General features: G+C 74.5%; 18 protein-coding genes. 8 read left to right on the plus strand and 10 right to left on the minus strand.

Features of this window, described 5'->3' with window-relative positions:
* Positions 1–750: 750 nt before the first annotated feature.
* Entirely contained in the window at positions 751–2,799 is a 2,049-nt protein-coding gene (locus tag ACZ4SV_RS09175) for an NPCBM/NEW2 domain-containing protein (protein WP_468002761.1), read from the minus strand.
* 293 nt (positions 2,800–3,092) lie between these two features.
* Between ACZ4SV_RS09175 and ACZ4SV_RS09180 the strand changes: the two genes are divergently transcribed.
* Together ACZ4SV_RS09180 and ACZ4SV_RS09185 are read left to right on the plus strand one after the other, a co-directional pair.
* A complete protein-coding gene (locus ACZ4SV_RS09180) occupies positions 3,093–3,284 on the plus strand; it encodes a hypothetical protein (protein ID WP_468002763.1) in 192 nt (63 codons plus the stop codon).
* A 153-nt stretch (positions 3,285–3,437) separates the two neighbouring features.
* Complete coding sequence (locus ACZ4SV_RS09185) at positions 3,438–4,481, plus strand: NUDIX hydrolase (protein WP_365878468.1); 1,044 nt, start codon at positions 3,438–3,440, stop codon at positions 4,479–4,481.
* Between the two features lie 226 nt (positions 4,482–4,707).
* Here the strand turns inward: ACZ4SV_RS09185 and ACZ4SV_RS09190 are convergent, their stop codons facing one another.
* On the minus strand, positions 4,708–6,063 hold the full coding sequence (locus ACZ4SV_RS09190; RefSeq protein WP_468002765.1) for a M20/M25/M40 family metallo-hydrolase: 1,356 nt from the start codon (positions 6,061–6,063) through the stop codon (positions 4,708–4,710).
* Between the two features lie 132 nt (positions 6,064–6,195).
* Between ACZ4SV_RS09190 and ACZ4SV_RS09195 the strand changes: the two genes are divergently transcribed.
* Positions 6,196–7,470 carry a geranylgeranyl reductase family protein gene (locus ACZ4SV_RS09195; protein WP_468002767.1) on the plus strand — a complete coding sequence of 425 codons (1,275 nt, stop codon included), beginning with the start codon at positions 6,196–6,198 and terminating at the stop codon, positions 7,468–7,470.
* Positions 7,471–7,670: 200 nt separating this feature from the next.
* Here ACZ4SV_RS09195 and ACZ4SV_RS09200 read toward each other — a convergent pair whose 3' ends face one another.
* The gene (locus tag ACZ4SV_RS09200) at positions 7,671–7,955 is read right to left on the minus strand and encodes a DUF6332 family protein (protein WP_468002769.1); all 285 of its coding nucleotides are present in this window, start codon (positions 7,953–7,955) and stop codon (positions 7,671–7,673) included.
* Between the two features lie 134 nt (positions 7,956–8,089).
* Here ACZ4SV_RS09200 and ACZ4SV_RS09205 point away from each other — a divergent pair, with 134 nt between their 5' ends.
* Positions 8,090–8,488 carry a MarR family winged helix-turn-helix transcriptional regulator gene (locus ACZ4SV_RS09205; RefSeq protein ID WP_468002771.1) on the plus strand — a complete coding sequence of 133 codons (399 nt, stop codon included), beginning with the start codon at positions 8,090–8,092 and terminating at the stop codon, positions 8,486–8,488.
* Between the two features lie 7 nt (positions 8,489–8,495).
* Here ACZ4SV_RS09205 and ACZ4SV_RS09210 read toward each other — a convergent pair whose 3' ends face one another.
* Positions 8,496–9,281, minus strand: a complete 786-nt coding sequence (locus ACZ4SV_RS09210; RefSeq protein WP_468003378.1) for a maleylpyruvate isomerase family mycothiol-dependent enzyme — start codon at positions 9,279–9,281, stop codon at positions 8,496–8,498.
* Between the two features lie 144 nt (positions 9,282–9,425).
* Positions 9,426–10,721: an MFS transporter gene (locus ACZ4SV_RS09215; protein WP_468003380.1), complete on the minus strand. Its 1,296-nt coding sequence runs from the start codon at positions 10,719–10,721 to the stop codon at positions 9,426–9,428.
* Between the two features lie 433 nt (positions 10,722–11,154).
* Here ACZ4SV_RS09215 and ACZ4SV_RS09220 point away from each other — a divergent pair, with 433 nt between their 5' ends.
* Positions 11,155–11,550: a luciferase domain-containing protein gene (locus tag ACZ4SV_RS09220; RefSeq protein WP_365878458.1), complete on the plus strand. Its 396-nt coding sequence runs from the start codon at positions 11,155–11,157 to the stop codon at positions 11,548–11,550.
* Positions 11,551–11,631: 81 nt separating this feature from the next.
* Here ACZ4SV_RS09220 and ACZ4SV_RS09225 read toward each other — a convergent pair whose 3' ends face one another.
* Positions 11,632–12,411 (minus strand): DeoR/GlpR family DNA-binding transcription regulator, encoded by a 780-nt coding sequence (locus ACZ4SV_RS09225; protein ID WP_468002774.1) that lies wholly within the window; start codon positions 12,409–12,411, stop codon positions 11,632–11,634.
* Between the two features lie 185 nt (positions 12,412–12,596).
* On the opposite strand from ACZ4SV_RS09225, the gene ACZ4SV_RS09230 reads away from it, so the two are divergent.
* Together ACZ4SV_RS09230 and ACZ4SV_RS09235 are read left to right on the plus strand one after the other, a co-directional pair.
* Positions 12,597–13,478 (plus strand): SIS domain-containing protein, encoded by an 882-nt coding sequence (locus ACZ4SV_RS09230; protein ID WP_365878452.1) that lies wholly within the window; start codon positions 12,597–12,599, stop codon positions 13,476–13,478.
* A gap of 48 nt (positions 13,479–13,526) precedes the next feature.
* On the plus strand, positions 13,527–14,387 hold the full coding sequence (locus ACZ4SV_RS09235; RefSeq protein ID WP_468002776.1) for a class II fructose-bisphosphate aldolase: 861 nt from the start codon (positions 13,527–13,529) through the stop codon (positions 14,385–14,387).
* 173 nt (positions 14,388–14,560) lie between these two features.
* Here ACZ4SV_RS09235 and ACZ4SV_RS09240 read toward each other — a convergent pair whose 3' ends face one another.
* The gene (locus tag ACZ4SV_RS09240) at positions 14,561–15,694 is read right to left on the minus strand and encodes a methyltransferase (protein ID WP_468002778.1); all 1,134 of its coding nucleotides are present in this window, start codon (positions 15,692–15,694) and stop codon (positions 14,561–14,563) included.
* Positions 15,695–16,249: 555 nt separating this feature from the next.
* On the opposite strand from ACZ4SV_RS09240, the gene ACZ4SV_RS09245 reads away from it, so the two are divergent.
* A complete protein-coding gene (locus tag ACZ4SV_RS09245; protein WP_468002780.1) occupies positions 16,250–17,497 on the plus strand; it encodes an ROK family protein in 1,248 nt (415 codons plus the stop codon).
* Positions 17,498–17,693: 196 nt separating this feature from the next.
* Here ACZ4SV_RS09245 and ACZ4SV_RS09250 read toward each other — a convergent pair whose 3' ends face one another.
* The 3 genes from ACZ4SV_RS09250 to ACZ4SV_RS09260 are packed head-to-tail and all read right to left on the minus strand — an operon-like array spanning position 17,694 to position 19,363.
* A complete protein-coding gene (locus ACZ4SV_RS09250; protein ID WP_468002782.1) occupies positions 17,694–18,605 on the minus strand; it encodes a phosphotriesterase family protein in 912 nt (303 codons plus the stop codon).
* Positions 18,602–19,198 (minus strand): DUF4865 family protein, encoded by a 597-nt coding sequence (locus ACZ4SV_RS09255; RefSeq protein ID WP_468002784.1) that lies wholly within the window; start codon positions 19,196–19,198, stop codon positions 18,602–18,604. Before ACZ4SV_RS09255 ends, ACZ4SV_RS09250 begins: the two co-directional genes overlap by 4 nt.
* Before the next feature lie 15 nt (positions 19,199–19,213).
* On the minus strand, positions 19,214–19,363 hold the full coding sequence (locus tag ACZ4SV_RS09260; RefSeq protein WP_468002785.1) for a hypothetical protein: 150 nt from the start codon (positions 19,361–19,363) through the stop codon (positions 19,214–19,216).
* Between the last annotated feature and the right edge of the window lie 3 nt (positions 19,364–19,366).

The following is a 19,366-nucleotide window of genomic DNA, read 5'->3' on the forward strand; positions in this document are numbered from 1 at the left end:
ACCCACGGCGTGGGCGGGGAGGGCGGGGCTTGCCGTTGCGGCGCCGGGAGTGTGGGCCAACCGTGCGCAGCGGGTCCCGCCGCGCGCCGAGCTCGCGGGTGTTCTGATCGCGTCGGATCGGGCCGCTGCGGGAGCGGGCGGTGCCGTTCGGCCGGGCGCTGCGGCGCGGGCCGTGGTGGCGGGTTCCGCGGCGGAGTCCCGGGGAGCCCTGGCCGGCCGTGTGCGGCAGGTTCCGCCGTGCCGAGCACGCGGGTGTCCTGGTCGCGTCGGATCGGTCCGCGTGCGGGAGGAGGCGGTGCCGTCCGGCCGGGCGCTGCGGCGTGGGCGGTGGTGGCGGGTTCCGTGGCGGAGTCCCGGGGAGTCCCGCGCGGCCGTGCCCAGAGGGTCCCGCCGCGCGCCGACACGCGGGTGTCCTGGTCGCGTCGGATCGGTCCGCGTGTGGGAGGAGGCGGTGCCGTCCGGCCGGACGCTGCGGCGCGGGCGGTGGTGGCGGGTTCCCCCCGCGAAGCGCCGGGGGAGCCCTCCGCCCGGCCGTGTGCAGTGGGTTCCGTTGTGCCGAGCATGCGGGTGTTCCGATCACATTGCACCGTGGTGCGGGCGGGAGCGGCCGGGCGCCACGGTGCGGACGGTGAGGGCGGGGCTTCCCGTGGGAGCGCCGGGAGAGCCCCGCGTGGCCGTGTGCACCGGGTCCCTTCGCGCGCGCCGAGCACGCGCAGCGGACCGTGCCGTCCGGCCGTGGGTCGGGCCGGTTCAGCAGGTCAGCCGGGCGTCCGCCCAGTCCGCGTGGTCCGAGTCGACGCCGTCCCCGCCGTCGGTGACGACGAGCCGGATCACCTGGGCGCCGGTGATGTCCGCGGTGAGCGACTGGGCGGGCATCTCGTTGGTGAGGACGTCGGTCGACGCGGCCTCCGTGTCGTCCGCCAGGATCCGGAAGGCGACGCTGCCCTTGGCGTCCTTCTCGTCGTCCACGCCGACCGACGCGGTCACCCTCTCGCAGGCCCCGCCGGTGTAGAAGGCGATGTCGCCGAGCGCGTGCGTGCCGAGCCCCTTGGCGTACACCGTCCCGCCGATGGTCAGCGGGCCGCCGTCGCCGGCGCCGCTCTCCCCGTTGCTGGCGTTCCGCTCCACCGGCCCCCAGCCGTTGACCGCCGACAGCCACGGCAGATCGCCGAGGTACGACGTCCCGGACGGCGGCGCCACGACGACGGACGCGGTCAGCGGGAGCGTGGCGGTGACCGCCGTGCCGGACGGCGAGCGGTAACTCGCGCGCAGGGTCAGGCCGTAGGAGCCCGTCGGGGTGCCGGCCGGGGCGGTCACCCGCCAGCCGGTGCGCAGCGTCCGGCCGGTGGGCAGGGCGGCGGCCGAGGTCGCCGAGGTGGGCCGTACGGTCCAGCCGGCGGGGCCGGTGAGCGTCACCGACACCCGGTGCGCGGTGGTGCGCCCGAGGTCGGTGACGGTGCTGGTCAGCGTGGCCGGAGTGGCCGCCCGCAGCAAGGTGCCGCCGTCCAGACCGAGGGCGACGGCGGGCGGGTGGTCGGCCCAGTGCGGGTCGGTGAAGACGCGCAGCAGGACCGTGCCGTGGGCCGGGACGGTCGCGGCGAGGGCACCGGCGGTGTTGTAGGTGCGGTGCTGCCACAGGTCCCGCACCGCGTAGCCGCCGGCGCCGGGCAGGCCCACGGCGCTCGCGCTGGTCGCGATCCGCTGGGCGGTGCCGGATTCGTTGAACAGGGCCACCGTGCGGCTGCCGTCCTTCATCTCCTTGGCGACGACCCAGCGTCCGCCGCCCGAGGAGACGACCGTGCCCTGCTTGCCGAGCGGGTCCTGGTCTACGGCGATGACCTCCTTGTTGCCCAGGATGTCGTAGGTCGCCGGGGACGCCGTGCGCAAATCCGTGCCGATGAGCAGCGGTGCGGCCATGACCGACCAGAGCGAGAAGTGCGAGCGGTACTCGGTGTCCGTCATGCCGCCGTTGCCGATTTCCAGCATGTCGGGGTCGTTCCAGTGGCCGGGACCGGCGTACGGCGCGAGCGGGAGGTTCTGCTTCAGGATCGACAGCATCGAGCTCCAGTTGTCGCTGATGTCGCCGGTGGTGCGCCACAGTTGGCCGACGTCGCCGGCCCACTCCCACGGCTTGTTCTGGCCCCATTCGCAGATGCTGTAGACGATGGGCCGGCCGGTCGCCCGGAGCGCGTCCCGCATGGTCCGGTAGCGCTGCCGGGCGTCCACACCCTGGTTGTTGCAGTTGTCGTACTTCAGGTAGTCCACGCCCCAGTCGGCGAACTGCCGTGCGTCGTCGTACTCGTGGCCCAGGGCGCCAGGGAAGCCCGTGTTGCTGCAGGTCTTGGTGCCGGCGCTGGTGTAGATGCCGAGTTTGAGCCCCTTGGCGTGGACGTAGTCCGCGACCGGCTTGATCCCGCCCGGGAAGCGCGCCGGGTCGGGCACCAGACGGCCGTCCGCGTCGCGGTCCGGCAGGGCCCAGCAGTCGTCCAGGTTGACGTACTGGTAGCCCGCGTCCTTCAGGCCCTTCGCCACGAAGAGGTCCGCGATGCCCTTGACCATGTCCTCGTCGAAGTCGGCCCCGCACTGCGTGGAGTTCCAGTTGTTGAAGCCCATCGGCGGGGTGAGGGCCAGGCCGTCGGCCGGGGCGGGAGCGGCCGGGGCCGCCGGGGGCCGGGCCGGGGCCGCCAGGGCGGGGGCGGCGAGGCCCGCCGCGCACAGCAGGCCGGCGGTGAGGGCTCCGGCCAGTCTGCGGCGGGTCGTCCGGGCGGTGCTGGTGGTGCGGTCGTGAGGGTGACGCATCGTCGACGTTCCTCCCACTCGCGAACGGCAGATGACGGCATGCACGCGTCATCAGTGCGCGTTTACGGTAGGACCTGTCGGACTATGTTGGAAGAGTGCCGTCAGGAATGGCTTCGGCGTTCGGATCTGTGCGCTTCACCGGTCCGGACGCGCCGTTCCGGCCCATTCAGCCCGCCGGCCCATTCAGCCCACCCGGCCCGGCCGGGCGCCGGGCCGGCGGATCCGCGCCGCCGGCCCCGGGCGGGTGCCGTGTCGCGCGTGACCCCCGGCCCGTCCGCGCAGTTGGTCAGCGCATGAAGAAGCGCAGCATGCTCGCCCTCGCCACCCTCGCCGCCGGATTCGTCGTGGCCGCCGTCACCCCGTCCCACGCGGCGGACGGCGGGGCCCTCGATGACCTCGACGTACCGGACACCGTGCAGACGGCCGGTCATCTCGTCAGCCAGGGAAGCCTGTCCGTCGACGAGAGCCCGCTCGGACAGGACTGACCCCGCCGTCGTACGGCCCGTGTGCCGGCGTCCCCGCCGCAGGGGGCGTCGGCACACCCGTGTGCGCGCGGACAGGCGCCCTCAACGGCGGGGGGTTTCCGTGGCAGGGTGGAGCGGGCAAGCCTCAGGGGGCCAACAGAAGAGGGGGAGTCCGTGACCGTCGTCTGGATCAACGGCGCGTTCGGTGCGGGGAAGACCACCACCGCGGGTGAACTGATCGAACTGATCCCGAACAGCGCGCTCTTCGACCCCGAGGTCATCGGCGGGGCGCTCACGCACCTGCTGCCGCCCAAGCGGTTCGCCGAGGTCGCCGACTTCCAGGACCTGCCGATCTGGCGCCGGCTCGTGGTCGACACCGCCGCCGCGATGCTCGCCGAACTGGGCGGCACCCTCGTGGTGCCGATGACCCTGCTCCGCCAGGAGTACCGCGACGAGATCTTCGGCGGCCTCGCCGCCCGCCGGATTCCTGTGCACCATCTGCTGCTCGCCCCGGCCGAAACGATCCTGCGAGAGCGAATAGCCGGACGCAAGGTGTCGTCCGACGCGCCGGACGGCGAGCTGCGGACGCGACAGTGGGGTGACGGCCACATCGAGCCCTACCGCGCGGCCCTCGCCGCCTGGCTCACCGCCGACGCGCACCTGCTCGACACCAGCGGTCTCACGCCGTACCAGACCGCGGTCCGCATCGCCGAGGCCGTCGGCAGCGGCGCCGTACCCGCCTGCGACATCGTGCAGACGCCCGAGCCGACCGGCGAGACGCTCGCCGCCGGGGTGCTCCTCTTCGACGAAGACGACCGGGTGCTGCTCGTCGACCCCACCTACAAGCCCGGCTGGGAGTTCCCCGGCGGCGTGGTGGAGCGGGGCGAGCCACCGGCCCGCGCCGGGATGCGCGAGGTCGCCGAGGAGACCGGGATACACCTGCGCGAGGTGCCCCGGCTGCTGGTCGTCGACTGGGAGCGGCCCGTCCCGCCCGGCTTCGGCGGGCTGCGGCTGCTGTTCGACGGCGGCCGGCTCGCACCCGGCGAGGCGTCCCGGGTGCTGCTGCCCGGCCCGGAGCTGCGCGCCTGGCGGTTCGCCACGGAGGAGGAGGCCGCCACGATGCTGCCCCCGGTCCGCTACGAGCGGCTGCGCTGGGCCCTGCGCGCCCGGGAGCGGGGCAGCGCCCTCTACCTGGAGGCCGGCGTACCGGTCGGCTGACCCGGCCCAGGGGCCGCCGGGCGCCCAGGGATCGCCGGCCGGGGGCCCTTCTCCTGTACGAGGTCGGTCCACGGGTGTACGAGGTCGGTCCACGGGCCGCCGGCGAGGGCCTTGCTCCTCCACGGGGCCGGTCGAAGCCGCGGCCGCGCGTCCCGGAACCGGGGCGGCCTGCCCGAAGCAGGCCGCCTCCTGGCATGCGCCCGGGGGCCGTCGTGGGCGGGAGGGCTCAGCCCGCCGCGTAGTTGCGCAGGAACAGCGCTTCGGCGACGGACAGCCGCTCCAGTTCCTCGGGCGAGACGCTCTCGTTGACCGCGTGGATCTGCGCCTCCGGCTCGCTCAGCCCGATCAGCAGGATCTCCGCCTGCGGGTACAGCCCGGCGAGGGTGTTGCACAGCGGGATGGAGCCGCCCTGGCCGGCGTAGCTCATGGTCTCGCCCGGGTAGGCCACCGCCATCGCGTCCGCCATCGCCTGGTAGGCGGGGCTGGAGGTGTCGGCGCGGAACGCCTGGCCCTGCCCGATCTGCTCGGTGCTCACCCGGGCGCCCCACGGGGCGTGCGCCTCGATGTGCGCCTGGAGCAGCTTGGTGGCCTCCGCCGCGTCCGTGCCCGGCGGCACCCGCAGGCTGACCAGGGCGCGGGCGCTCGACTGCACCGACGCGGTGGCACCGACGACCGGCGGGCAGTCGATGCCGAGGACGGTGACGGCCGGGCGGGCCCACAGCCGGTCGGCGACCGAGCCGTCACCGATCAGCCCGACGCCGTCCAGCACCTTGGCGTCCCTGCGGAACTGCTCCTCGGCGTACTCCAGGCCCTTCCAGGTCGCGGTGGCGTCCAGCCCGTCCACCGTGGTCGAGCCGTCCTCGGCGCGCAGCGAGTCCAGCACCCGTATCAGCGCGGCCAGCGCGTCCGGGGCGGCCCCGCCGAACTGGCCCGAGTGCAGATTGCCGGCCAGGGTGTCGACCCGCACCCGGAGCAGCGTCATGCCGCGCAGCGCGGTGGTGACCGTCGGCAGCCCGACCCGGAAGTTGCCCGCGTCGCCGATGACGATGGTGTCCGCCGCCAGCAGCTCGGGGTGCTGCTCGGCGTACCGCTCCAGACCGCCCGTGCCCTGCTCCTCCGAGCCCTCGACGATCACCTTCACGTGCACCGGCACCCCGCCGTTCGCCTTCAGGGCGCGCAGGGCGAGCAGGTGCATGAGGAAGCCGCCCTTGCAGTCGGCGGTCCCGCGGCCGTACCAGCGGCCGTCGCGCTCGGTCAGCTCGAACGGCGGAGTGTCCCAGCCGGCCTCGTCCAGCGGCGGCTGCACGTCGTAGTGCGCGTAGAGGAGAACCGTTTTCGCATCCTCGGGGCCCGGCAGATGGCCGTACACGGACTGCGTGCCGTCCGGGGTGTCCAGCAGCGCCACGTCCGTGAATCCCTCGGCGCGCAGCGCGTCGGCGACCCAGTTCGCGGCGGCCTCGCTCTCGCTCTTCGGGAACTGGGTGAAGTCCGCCACCGACTTGAAGGCGACCAGTTCGGCCAGTTCCGCCTTGGCCCGGGGCAGCAGCGAGGCGACGGTCTCGGCGACCGGATTCGACGGCATGGGCACGCTCCTCGTGGGTGCGACGTCGTACGGGGGTGAGTACACCGATCCTCCCACAGCGACCTGCGCGGACGGTCGCCGTAGGATGCGACAGGACACTTGGCAGCGGCTTGATCGGAGCGGTAGACCATCGTGAGCGGCGACAATTCTTCGGCGGACGACGTGCAGCGGGTGTGGGACGTCGTCGTGGTGGGCGCGGGCCCGGCGGGCGCCTCGGCCGCCTACGCGGCGGCGGTCGCGGGACGGCGCGTGCTGTTGCTGGAGAAAGCCGAGTTGCCCCGGTACAAGACGTGCGGCGGCGGCCTCATCGGCCCCTCGCGCGACGCGCTGCCGCCCGGCTTCGAACTGCCCTTCCGTGACCGCGTGCACGCCGTCACCTTCTCCCACAACGGCCGCTTCTCGCGCACCCGCCGCTCCCGGCAGATGCTCTTCGGGCTGGTCAACCGCCCCGAGTTCGACCAGCAGCTCGTCGAGCACGCCCAGAAGGCGGGCGCCGAGCTGCGGACGGGCGTCACGGTCCAGCGGGTCGAGCAGCACGGCTCGGCGGTGCCGGACCGCCGCACGGTCGCCGTCGTGCTGCAGGGCGGGGAGACGGTGCTGGCCCGTGCGGTGGTCGGCGCCGACGGCAGCGCCAGCCGGATAGGGGCCCACGTCGGCGTGAAGCTGGACCAGGTCGACCTCGGTCTGGAGGCGGAGATCCCGGTGCCGGAGACCGTCGCCGAGGACTGGAAAGGCCGCGTCCTGATCGACTGGGGCCCGCTGCCGGGCAGTTACGGCTGGGTGTTCCCGAAGGGCGACACGCTGACCGTCGGCGTGATCTCCGCGCGCGGCGAAGGCGCCGCCACCAAGCGGTACCTGGAGGACTTCATCGCCCGGCTCGGTCTCGCCGGCTTCGAGCCGGCCATCTCCTCCGGGCATCTGACCCGCTGCCGCGCCGACGACTCGCCGCTGTCCCGGGGCCGGGTGCTGGTCTGCGGGGACGCGGCCGGTCTGCTGGAGCCGTGGACCCGCGAGGGTATCTCCTTCGCGCTGCGGTCGGGCCGGCTGGCGGGCGAGTGGGCGGTGCGCATCGCCGAGGCGCACGATGCCGTGGACACCCGGCGCCAGGCCCTGAACTACGCGTTCGCGGTCAAGGCCGGGCTCGGCGTCGAGATGAGCGTCGGCAAGCGGCTGCTGTCCGTGTTCGAGCGGCGCCCGGGCCTCTTCCACGCGGCGCTCACCGGCTTCCGCCCGGCCTGGCGCGCGTTCCGGGACATCACGCAGGGCTCGACCTCGCTCGGCGAACTCGTCCGCTCCCACCCGATCGCCCAGCGCGCCCTGACCGCACTGGACCGGGACCGCGGGCAGACCGCACCGGCCGAGTCGGCGGCACCGGCCGCGTCGGCGGAGGACCCCGTCGGCTCCTGACGGCCGGGGATCCGACCTCGTCGGTTGAGGACACCGCCCGCCCGACCGATGACCGGCCCGCTTACCGCCGGCCCGCGCGGGCCGGCGGGCGGGCCGACGAGGGTGCGCTCGGGCTTCCGGGACCGGCGCCCTATCGGCCGTACCGTCCTACTGGCCGTACCGCCCTACCGGCGGTAACCGTTTTACTGGCCGTGCCCGCCCTACCGCTCGCGGCCGGCGCGACCCGGTGGGCCGGGCTGGACCGGCCGCTGGAAGCGCATCAGGACGCTCACCACCCGGGCCGCGAACACGACCGCCGCGGCCACCGCGCCCACCCGGAGCAGGATCGTGGCCGGCAGGGCGGGCAGATCGAACAGCAGCGCGGGCCCGGCCACCGCGCCGAACAGCACCGCCGCCGCGAATCCGGCGCTGACCAGCGCGTACCCGATCTCGACCGTCATCGCGTCCCGCTCCGCCCCGGTACGGCGGCCCCCGTGCGTATCCATGCCGTCAGCCTCGCAGCGAGGCGCCCGGCGAGGCAAGGCCGACCAGGCGGGATCAGGCCGGACCAGCGGGGCAAGCCTATGCAAACGCATTAAATTACGATGCAATGAACGGGGTTCTCTGCTACCGTGCCGCTATGGCGGCGACGAAGGCCGAGCAGGGGCTCGTGGAGCAGTGGCGGGAGATCCTGGCGCTGCACGCCCGCACGCAGTGCGAACTGGACCGGGTGCTGCACGCACACGGCCTGTGCGCGAGCGACTTCGAAGTGCTCGACCTGCTGGCCGCCGGCCCGGCTTCCGACAACGGCTGCGTCTACCGCGTACAGGAGATCTCCGACCGGGTCCACCTCAGTCAGAGCGCGCTGTCCCGGCTCATCGGCCGCCTGGAGAAGGACGGCCTCGTCGAGCGGGGCATGTGTCCGGAGGACCGGCGCGGAGTGCGCGTGTCCCTCACGGCGAAGGGCCGCGCGCTGCACGGTGAGGTACGGCCCGTACAGCGCGCGGTGCTGGCCCGGATGCTGGCCGACGCCCGCTGACCGGACCTCAGACCCCGGCCCGCTCCTGCCACAGAGCCACGAGCGACGGGTCACCGCTCACCCGCGGGAAGTCCCTCCGGTTCCACAGCGCCAGGTACAACTGGTCGGCGGGGCCCGACAGTTCGGCCTCGGCGTCGCCCTCCGCCGCGCGCACGGTCACCGCCGGCTCGGCCGTGAGCCGCATGGTCCACACGGCGTCCGTACCCGTCCCGGTGTCCACCGCCCGCACCCTGAGCACGCGCGGCTCGTCGCTGCGCAGCCGGCTGCGGGAGCGGGCGTGGAAGCCGCGCAGCAGTTCGTCGATGCCGTCCACCGCGAAGTCCGGCGCGATGGGTGACGGTGCGCCGCCGCGCGCCAGTTCGGCGTCGTAGCGGTGCACGGTCGTCTCGTGCGCCTGCCGGCGGGCCCAGAAAGCCAGCGGTGACGGGCTGGGCGCGGGCAGGAAGGTCCAGCACTCCAGGTCGGCCGGGGCGGCGGCCAGGGTGTCCACCAGCCGGCGATGGCCGTCCCGGTACCAGTCGACCAGCTCGTCGCCGTCCAGCGCCGGCGGATCGCCGAACGGCCTGCGGGCGTCGGCGCGTTCGGCGACGAGAGCGGTGGCCCACCGGTGCACGAGGCCCACGTGCCGCACCAGGTCGCGCACCTGCCACCCCGGGCACACCGGCACCTGGGCGTCGGGTCCCGCGGCGGCGGCCGCCGCCGCCAGCGACCGGCCCTCACGGTCGAGGATCTCGATGAAGTCGGCGACCCCGAGGGAGGAATCGAGGTCAGCCGAGACGCCGGGCCGAGACATGGTCATGGCCGGCCACCCCCTTGTCCTTGTCCTTGTTCTTGCTCTTGTCCTGTACGAGCTGTCAGGCGACCCTACTCGTTCCGCTGGAACGACGGCCGCGCGAACCCCAGCCGGTCCGGTACCGGTGCGCGCGATCACGCTGGTTCAGCCGAGACCCCGGCGCGTGGAAAAGCCCAGGACGGCGGCCGTCGCCGCCAGCGCGGCCACGCTGGTGAGCGCGACGGGCAGGGAGAACCAGTCGGCCATGAACCCGATCGCGGGCGGCCCGAGCAGCATGCCGCCGTAGCCCAGCGTGGAGGCGACGGCGACGCCGGACGGGCCGGTGAGCGCGCCCGCCCGCTCCACGGCGACCGGGAAGAGATTGGCGAGGCCCAGCCCGGTCACCGCGAAACCGGTCAGCGCCGCCCAGACGGAGGGCGCGAGCGACCCGAGGAGCATGCCGGCCGCCGCGACGCTGCCACCGGCCATCACGGTCCGGGCCCGGCCGAGCCGGGCCAGCAGCGCCGCCCCCGACAGTCGGCCGACGGTCATCGCGAGCGCGAAACACGCGTACCCGGCAGCCGCCGTGCCCGCTGGGGCCGCGAGGTCCTGCCGGAGGTGGAGCGCACCCCAGTCGGCCAGCGCGCCCTCGCCGTAGGCCGTGCACAACGCGACGAGCCCGAAGCCGACGACGAGCCCGCGCTCACCCCGCCGGACCGCCGCCGCGTCATCCGGCCCCGCCGCCATGCGGTCCGGTCCCGCTGCCGCGTCGTCCGGTTCCGCCGTCGCCGTGCCGTCCCGTCCCGCTGTCGCGTCGTTCGGTCCCGTCGTCGCACCGCCCCGTCCCGCCCTCGCGCCCTCCGGTCCTGCCGCCCCCCGGGCGCGTTCCGCCGGTGCCGGCGGCTCGTACCGCAGCAGCGTGCGCCCGGCTATGGCCGTGACCAGCAGCCCGATCACGGTGAGGCACAGGAGATGGCGGGTGGGGGAGAGGACGCCGGCGGCCAGCCCGCCGAGGCCGGCGCCGACCATCCCGCCCAGGCTGAAGGCCGCGTGGAAACCGGGCATGAGCGGCTTGCGCAGGGCGGCGATCAGATCGACGGCCGCGCTGTTGAAGGCCACGTTCGCACCGCCGTAGGCCGCCCCGAACAACAGCAGGACCGCCCCCAGCGCCGGTGCCGAGCGGGTGAGCGGGGGCAGGGCCACGCTCAGGGCGAGCACCGTCATGCACACCACGGTCACCGGATGACTGCCGTGGCGACGGCACAGCCGCCCGGTCAGCGTCATGGTGAACACGGCCCCCGCGGACACGCCGAGCAGAGCGAGGCCGAGGGCGCCGGTGGAGGCGTGCGTCTGGTGCTTGATGTCGGGGATCTGGACGACCCAGCCCGCGAAGAGGAAACCGTCCAGTGCGAAGAAGGCGGTGATCGCCACCCGCAGTGCCGTCAGTCCGCGCTCCGGCACGACGTGGTGCGCCCGGGTTTTGTTCAGCTTCGGCACAAAAGCAGCGTACGAGCGGGGCGGAGGGCGGGCAAGGGACGCGGCCGGGATGGCTGGGCGTGGCCGGCCGGCTACGGCGGCCCGGAGGCGTCCTGATGACGAACCGGCGTCCGAGGCTTCATCCGTTCGGGAGCCGTCGCGCCGGGCGCACCCGGCGGGCCGGACGCACCCGGACGCGGGCCGTCCCGGGACGCGGAACCGGAGCGGTGGTCCCCGTACGCGGGTCACCTGCGGTTTCCCCCCGGCTGTCCGCGGCGGTGATGGTCAACCAGGCGTGTGGGCAGGCTTGTTCGGGGTGGGAATCCGTGTGCGAGATGCGGAGCGCGAGGCGGATACGGGTCGGTTAATGCTTGCTCACGAGCTGGTTGCGGGCGGGTGAGCGCGCCATGATGGCCCCATGACGTTGGGCTCGCGCGCGTTCGCGCAACTGGCGACCTGGCCGGATCTGAGACAGACCGTGCCGAGCTGCGGTCTGGGTCAGGCGGTGAGTTCGGTCCTGGGGGAGATCGTGCACATCCACTCCGAGCGCGATGTCGATCTGCTGCTCACCGACCGGGCCGTCCGGCGGTTCGCCAAGGACCTCAAACACTCGGGTGCGATCAGGATCGTGCCCGGCTCGCCGTGGGTGACCCTGCGCCTGGACGCCGCGAGCGATGTCGACCTGCTGCTGACGCTGGTGAGCGTCGCGCTCCAGGCCCCGCAGACCTGGCCCGACCCGGTCGGCCGGGCCGTGACGAGCTGCAACGACCAGCGGGGCGCGGGGTTCGTGAAGGCGGATCTCAGCGGGTTCTGAGGGCGCCTCGCCGAGGGCGGGGCGAGACGGGTGGTGACGCGGCGGAAGCGCGCGGCCGTGTCCGGGCCGGGGCCCGGTGTCTCACACGGTGAGCACCCGCACGCCCGCCTCCTCGAACCGCCGTACCGTCTCGCGCTCCGCCGCCGCGTCCGTCACCAGCGTGTCCACCAGCTCCGTCCCGCAGATCCGGGCGAAGGCCCGGCGGCCCAGTTTGCTGGAGTCGGCGGCGACCACCACCCGCTCGGCGCGCTCGCACAGCAGACGGTTGACGGCGGCCTCCGCCTCGTCGTGCGCAGCCGCCCCGTGCGCGACGTCGAACCCGACGACACCGAGCACCGCCACGTCGAGCGTGATCTGGCCCAGCACCCCGTCCGCGAGCGGACCGATCAGCTCGTACGACTGCGCGCGCGCCACCCCGCCCGTCACCACGATCTTGAACTGGGGGCGTACGGCCAGCTCGTTGGCGATGTTGAGCGCGTTGGTGACGACGGTCAGCGCCGGCGAACCGGTGGCGAGGTCACCGCGCACGGCCAGCGCGCGGGCCACCTCCGTGGTCGTCGTACCGCCGGTCAGCCCCACCGCCTCGCCCGGCGCGAGGAGTTCGGCCACCGCCTTGGCGATGCGCTGCTTCTCGGAGGCGCGGCGGGCCGTCTTGTAGCGCAGCGGGAGTTCGTACGACACTCCGTGCACCACGGCCCCGCCCCGGGTGCGGACCAGCATCTGCTGTTCGGCGAGCTGGTCGAAGTCCCGGCGGATCGTGGCCGCCGACACCGCCAGCTCGGCCGCGGCCTCCTCGACGTCCAGCCGGCCGCGCTCGACGAGCAGTTCCAGCAGCGCCTTCCAGCGGGCGTCCCGGGACATCCGCAGCCTCCGTTCCCCTCTTCCGGACGATCTCCCGGTCGCCGGGTGGTGACCTTCCGGCCGCTCTTCGATCGCTTTCCGTCTCCCGGCGACCCTAGCGCACCCGTCGTACCCCCCGAATGCTTGATTGTGTTCGAAAGCTCGCTATATCTTGCAGGAACAATCAGCAAGGGGAGGGTGTGGGCATGACCCATGTCGAGAACGAGCTGAACAGCCAGCCGGAGTGCTGGGCACGGGCGGCCGAGCAGGCCGGACGGCACCGGGACGCGCTGCCGCGGCCGGGGGAGCGGGTCGCCGTCGTCGGGTGCGGGACCTCGTACTTCATGGCCCAGGCGGTGGCCGCGCTGCGCGAGGGCGCCGGGCAGGGCGAGACCGACGCGTTCGCCGCCTCGGAGTTCCCCCGCGGACGGTCGTACGACCGGGTCGTCGCCCTCACCCGGTCCGGCACCACCACCGAAGTGCTGGAACTATTGGGTGCGTTGGCCGGGCGGACCCGCACCACCGCCGTCACCGCCGACCCCGGCACCCCGGTCGTGGCAGCCGCGGACGACCTCCTCGTCCTGGACTACGCCGACGAACGCTCCGTCGTGCAGACCCGGTTCGCGACCACCGCGGTCACCCTGCTGCGCGCCCACCTCGGCCTGCACACCGACGCCGCCGTCGCCGACGCGCGCACCGCCCTCGCCACCCCGTTGCCCGAAGGGCTCGTGGAGTGCGCCCAGTTCACCTTCCTGGGCCGCGGCTGGACCGTCGGGCTCGCCAACGAAGCCGCACTGAAGATGCGCGAGGCGTCCCTGTCCTGGACCGAGGCGTACCCGGCGATGGAGTACCGGCACGGCCCGATCAGCGTGACCACCGAGGGCACCGCCACCTGGATGCTGGGCACGGCACCCGACGGACTCGCCGCACAGGTCCGCGCCACCGGCGGCACGTGGATCGAGGGGACGCTGGACCCGCTCGCCGAACTCGTCCGCGTACAGCGGCTTGCGGTCGCGGTCGCCGCCGCCCGGGGACTCGACCCCGACCGGCCCCGCCACCTCACCCGCTCGGTGATCCTCGCCCCCTGAGCCCGCCGCCCTTCAGGAGGAACAGGGAAGGAAGAGGAAGGACACCTCGTGCCCCTCGTGCCCACCGGCGAGCTGATCACCCGGGCCGCCGCGGCCCGCACCGCCGTCGCCGCGTTCAACGTCATCACCCTGGAACACATCGAGGCCGTCATCGCCGGCGCCGAAACGGCCGGCTCACCCGTGGTCCTCCAAGTCAGCGAGAACGCCGTCAAGTTCCGCTACGGGCGGCTCCTGCCGCTGGCCCGCGCCGCCGTCGCGGCGGCCGGACAGGCGGCCGTACCGGTCGCGTTGCACCTGGACCACGTGCAGAGCGACGAGCTGCTGCGCCAGGCGCCCGAAGCCGGGTTCGGCTCGGTCATGTACGACGCGGCCCGCCTGCCGTACGCCGGCAACCTGGCCGCCACCCGCGCCGCCGCCGACTGGGCGCATGCCCAAGGGCTCTGGATCGAGGCCGAGTTGGGGCAGATCGGCGGCAAGGACGGCCGGCCCCCGCTGGACGCGCACACGCCCGGCGCCCGTACCGATCCCGGCCGGGCCCGGGACTTCGTCACCGGCACCGGCGTCGACGCCCTGGCCGTCGCCGTCGGCAGCGCGCACGCCATGACCACCCGCACCGCCGTGCTCGACCAGGCGCTCCTGGAGCGGCTGTCCGCCGCGCTGGCCATCCCGCTCGTCCTGCACGGCTCCTCCGGGGTGCCGGACGAGGGGCTGGTGGCGGCGGTCCGCGGCGGCATAGCCAAGGTCAACGTCGGCACGGCCCTCAACATCGCGATGACCGGCGCGATCCGCGCGTTCCTCGCCGCCCACCCCGAGGCCGTCGACTCCCGCAAGTACCTCACCGTCGGCCGGGAGGCGATGGCCCGCGAGGTGACCCGGATCATCGGCGTCCTCTCCCGCACGGCCGGCTGATCCTCTCCCGCATGGCCGGCTGATTCTCGCCCGCATGGTCGGCTGATCTTCCTTCGCCCGGCCGCCGCTCCCGCTCCGGCGCGACGGCGGCGGCCGGGACGAGGCGGCCGGCCGCGCACTGCCGGCGGCGGCCGGGACGAGGTGGCCGGGGCCGCGCACTGCCGGCGGCTGTCCTACGCCCTCTTGACGGCCTTCAGCACGACGAACTTCGGGTCACTGGCGACCAATTGGCTGTTGCCGAACAGCCGCTTCAGCTTCAGGTGGTAGCCGAGGTGCCGGTTGCCGATCACCCACAGCTCGCCGCCCGGCCGCAGCGCGCGCTTCGCCCCGGTGAACATCCGCCAGGCCGTCGTGTCCGTGGTCGCCTGGTGGGAGTGGAACGGCGGGTTGTTCAGCACCAGGTCCACACTGGCGGCGGCGACCCCGGCCAGCCCGTCCCCGACCCGGAACTCGGCGTGCCCCGGCACCCCGTTCGCCTTGTACGTCGCCTCCGCCGAGGCCACCGCCTGGTACGACTCGTCCACGAACAGCACCTCGGCCGTCGGATCGGCCAGCGCCACCGCCGTACCGACCACGCCGTTGCCGCAGCCGAGGTCCACCACCCGTCCGGGGCCCGGGCCGGGCAGATGCTCCAGGAGGAAGCGGGTGCCGACGTCCAGCCGGTCGGCGCAGAAGACGCCCGCGTGGTTGACCACCGTGCGCCCCGACACCGCGCCGATGCCGTCCGGGAGGGTGTAGCTGTACGGCCACGGGTTCGCGGGCCGCTCCAGCGCCGGGTCCGGGGTGCAGAAGACCAGCCGCGCCTTCTGCCGGGCCAGCGAGGTCCGGGTCGGCCCGAGGATCCGCTCGAAGAGCCGAAGCGTCGAGGTGTGGATCTCCTTCACCATGCCGGTGCCGACCACGACCGTGTCCGCGTGCACGGCCGGGGCCAGCCGCAGCAACTGGTCCTCCAGCAGCGCCAGGCTCTTGGGCACCCGCACCAGCAGCACGTCCACCCGCTCCGGCGGCGGATCCTGGGTGGTGAGCAGCCTCACGGCGCCCGGTTCCACGCCGGCCCGCCGCAGGTTCGCCCGGGTCGCCTCCTGGCCGAGGAAGGAGTCGGTGATCTGGGCCGGCCGGTGCTCCGCCAGCGCGGTGACCAGCGCGCCCCACCGGTCCCCGACCACCACGACCGTGCCCGTGAGCGGCACCCGCTCCTCGGCGAGATGGTGCAGCAGATACGCGTCGGAGGCGTCCCAGGCACGCAGCCGGTCGCGCGGGTCCTCGGGGAAGCGGGTCAGCTCGACCTCGCCCCACGGTGTCGTCATACGGTCGCTCATCGTGCGTCCAGGCTAGCGGAGCCGCAGCTCAGGGGCCGTGGACAGCGCGGGGCACACAGGACGGGCCGTATCGCCGGGAGCGCGCGGAGGTCGCGCCGGGCGCCGTGCACGTCCCGGAGCCGCCGGCCACCGAGCGGAAGCACGCCCCGCGCGCCGCCTGGCGCGGGTGGGCGCGGCCCTGGCGAAACCCTTCCCGGACGGTTCGCCGAGGCGGCCCTGGCCCGCACCAAGACGCCGACGCCCGCCCGGACCCGCCCTCCCCCGTGACGGTGACAGGAGCAGCCAGACGTACCCGGGGGGTCCGTTCGGCGCCGACGGCGCCCGGACCCGGGCCGTACCGCGTCGTGCGTCCGCGCTGCGGCGGCCCGTTGGGCTTCGGCGGCCCTTCGCGGCCCGCCCGCCACAGGGTGCCGCGCGTCTGCCCGGGCGCTGCGTCGGCGCCGGACTCGCCGCACCGGACGGCCGCGTCCCGCCCTCCCGGTGAGCGGCCGGGTGCGGGCGGCACCGGTCGCCCCGGGTGCGGATCATGGGAGACTCGCCCTCATGAACGGCAAGGCGGAACCCCGGACACCGGGGGAGAGGACCACCTCGAGGGCGCGGCTGGACCGGGGCCGCGGTGCCCTCGGGCCCGCGCTGGAGCTGGTGCACACCGGACGGGCGCCGACCCGGGCCGTGCTCACCGCCGAACTCGGCGTCACCCGGGCCACGGCCGGCGCGGTCGCCGCCGAGCTGGAGGCGCTCGGCCTGATCCGGGTGGACGCCCGGCCCGGCTCCGCGGCCGGCTCCCAGGGACGCCCCTCGCACCGGCTGGAGGTCGCCGAGGACGGGCCGGTGGTGCTCGCGGCCCAGATCCACGCCGACGGCTTCCGGGCCGCGCTGGTCGGGCTCGGCGGGCGGATCGTGGCGACCGCGCCCGGCTGCGAGACCGTCGACGCCGACCCGGCCAAGGTGCTCGGCAGCGTCGTGGAGGCGGGCGCGCGGCTGCTGCGCGACACCGGCCGGCGCTGCGTCGGCGCCGGACTCGCCGTGCCGTCCGCCGTCGCCGAGCCCGACGGCCTGGCCCTCAACCCGCTGCACCTGGCCTGGCCCGTCGGCGCGCCCGTCCGCCGGACCTTCGCGGAGTGCGTGCGCGCCGCCGGTCTCGCCGGGCCCGCGTTCACCGGCAACGACGTCAACCTCGTCGCGCTCGCCGAGCACCGGCACGGCGCCGGCCGGGGCGCGCGGCACCTGCTGTGCGTGGCCACCGGACACCGCGGTGTCGGCGGCGCGCTGGTCCTGGACGGCCGTCTGCACACCGGCAGTTCGGGCCTCGCCCTGGAGGTCGGCCACCTCACGGTCAACCCCGAGGGCCGCCCTTGCCACTGCGGCGGCCGGGGCTGCCTGGACGTGGAGGCCGACCCGCTGGCCCTGCTCATGGAGGCCGGCCGCGATCCCGGCCCCGAGGTGTCACTGCTCCAGCAGGCCGGCGACCTGCTGCGCACCCAGTACGGCGACCCGGCCGTCCGCAGGGCGGCCGAGGCCCTCATCGACCGCCTCGGCCTCGGTCTGGCCGGCCTGGTCAACATCCTCAACCCGGACCGCATCATCCTCGGCGGCCTGCACCGCACCCTGCTGGAAGCGGACCCCGGCCGGCTGCGCGCGGTCGTCGCGGACCGCAGCCTGTGGGGCCAGAGCGGGGGCGTACCCATCCTGCCGTGCACCCTGGACCACAGCAGCCTGGTCGGCGCGGCGGAACTGGCCTGGCAGCCGGTACTGGACGACCCGCTGTCGGCGCTGACCGAGAGCGAGTGAGCCGAGTCCGGCGGGTCGGGAGGCCCGGCGGGTCGGGGGCGGAAGGTCCGGCGGGTCTGGGGTGGACCGGGAGGCGACGGGCCGGTGGCGGGCCGTTCGGCGCGGCCGACGGTAGGGCGCGACAGGACCTCCAGCCAGCCGGCGCCCCAGCCGTGCCGAGGGCCCGGACACAGCCGCACCTTCTACCCGCGACTGCTCACCTCCAGTCGACGGCGAACGCCCGCCCCGGGTGCTCGGTGAGTATCCGCTCCACCAGTTCCCCGCCCACCGCCACCGCCAGCCGCTGCCGCACCCGGCGCAGCAGGTACGGCATCCCGGGCCCGCCGTCGACCGAACGCGCCCCGGCGGTCACCGTGTCCCCGCCGAGCAGCAGCCGGTCCCCGAACCCCGCCTCGGCCAGGGCCCGTACGGCCTCCGGCATCCGCCAGTCGGCGGCGTGGTGGGCGCGGGACGGCCCGTCGAAGGCCAGCCAGCAGCCCGCCGCGGCGGCCTCCTGGTGCACCACCGGGTCGGGGAAGCGGTTCAGGTGCCCCAGGATCACCCGCTCCCCGGGCACGCCCAGCTCCTCGCACAACAGGTCCAGTACGTCCAGCGCACCGGTGCCCAGCTCCAGGTGTACGGCGATCGGCGCGCCGGTGGCGTGATGCGCCTCGGCCGCCGCCGTCATCGTCCGGCGGGCATGGGCGTCGAGCCCGTGGAAACCGCCCGCCACCTTGATCAGACCGGCTCGGACCCCGGACGTCCCGATACCTTCGGTGAGTTCGCGGACGAACAGACCGGCCAGCGCCGCGCCACTCAGCCGCTCCAGCAACTCCGGGTCGTAATGGGCGGCTTGATGCATCCCGGTGGCGCAGACGATCCGCACGCCGGCCGTCCGGGACAGCGCGGGCAGGTCCGCCGCCCGGCGCCCCATGCCGTACGGCGTCCACTGCACGACGGCCGCTCCGCCCGCCGCGCGGAACGCCGCCAGCTCGGCCCGCGCGGCGGACACGTCGTCCAGTTCCTGCCCCGGCAGCAGCGGGCTGCGCAGGAAGAGGTGGTCGTGCGCGTCGCACACGCCCAGTTCCGCGGGCGGGATGTCACCGAGGACCGTACGGACGCGCCTCACCAGTGCCTCCCGTGCGCGAGCCGGTCCCGGCCGGGCGCGGACAGGTGCAGCACCTGGAAGAGATCGCCGTCGGCCTTCGGGGTGTCGTGCTCCCAGAGGCCGTGCTCCCAGAGGGAGAAGTGCACCAGCTCCCAGGCGCGCGTGTCCACGGCCGCCGCCGCGAGTACGGCCCCGTCCGCCGCCAGCCGCTCGGTCTCCTTCACCGCGTCCGCCATGAAGGACGCCAACTCCACGCCTTCCGGCACCGGTTGCCGCCGTCGGACGGCGAACGCGGGCGCGGCGGCGCTCGCGGCACCCTCCTCGAAGGCCAGACCGGTCCACTGCCGGACCGCCGGCCGCCCGAAGTCGTCGACGGGTCCCTGGAAGGCGCCGCCCCACAGGAACCGGTTCATGCCCTCCAGGGTGTTCCACAGATAGAACGGCCCGTACTGGTTCACCGGCGAACCGTTCACTCCCCGCTCGCGCATCAGATACGTCTTGACGCCCAGGCCGTCCCAGTCGTCCAGCAGGTGCCCGACGCGGGCGACCCGGGACCGGACGATTCCCATGTCGTAATCGGCGGGCAAGGTGAACTCGTACTGCATCGCGTGCACTTCGCGCTTCCCTTCTCAGGCGGGGTGGACGGCCACGTGTGCGTGCCACCCGGTCGTGGTGCCGTCCGCGGCGGCCGCCACGGCCGCCAGGCGGGTCATGAAGGTGCCCGGCACGTTCTCCGCCGGGCCCCGCCGGGTGCCGGGACGCTGTCGGGTGAGGCGCATGCG

Source organism: Streptomyces sp. NPDC027672 (assembly GCF_055566335.1).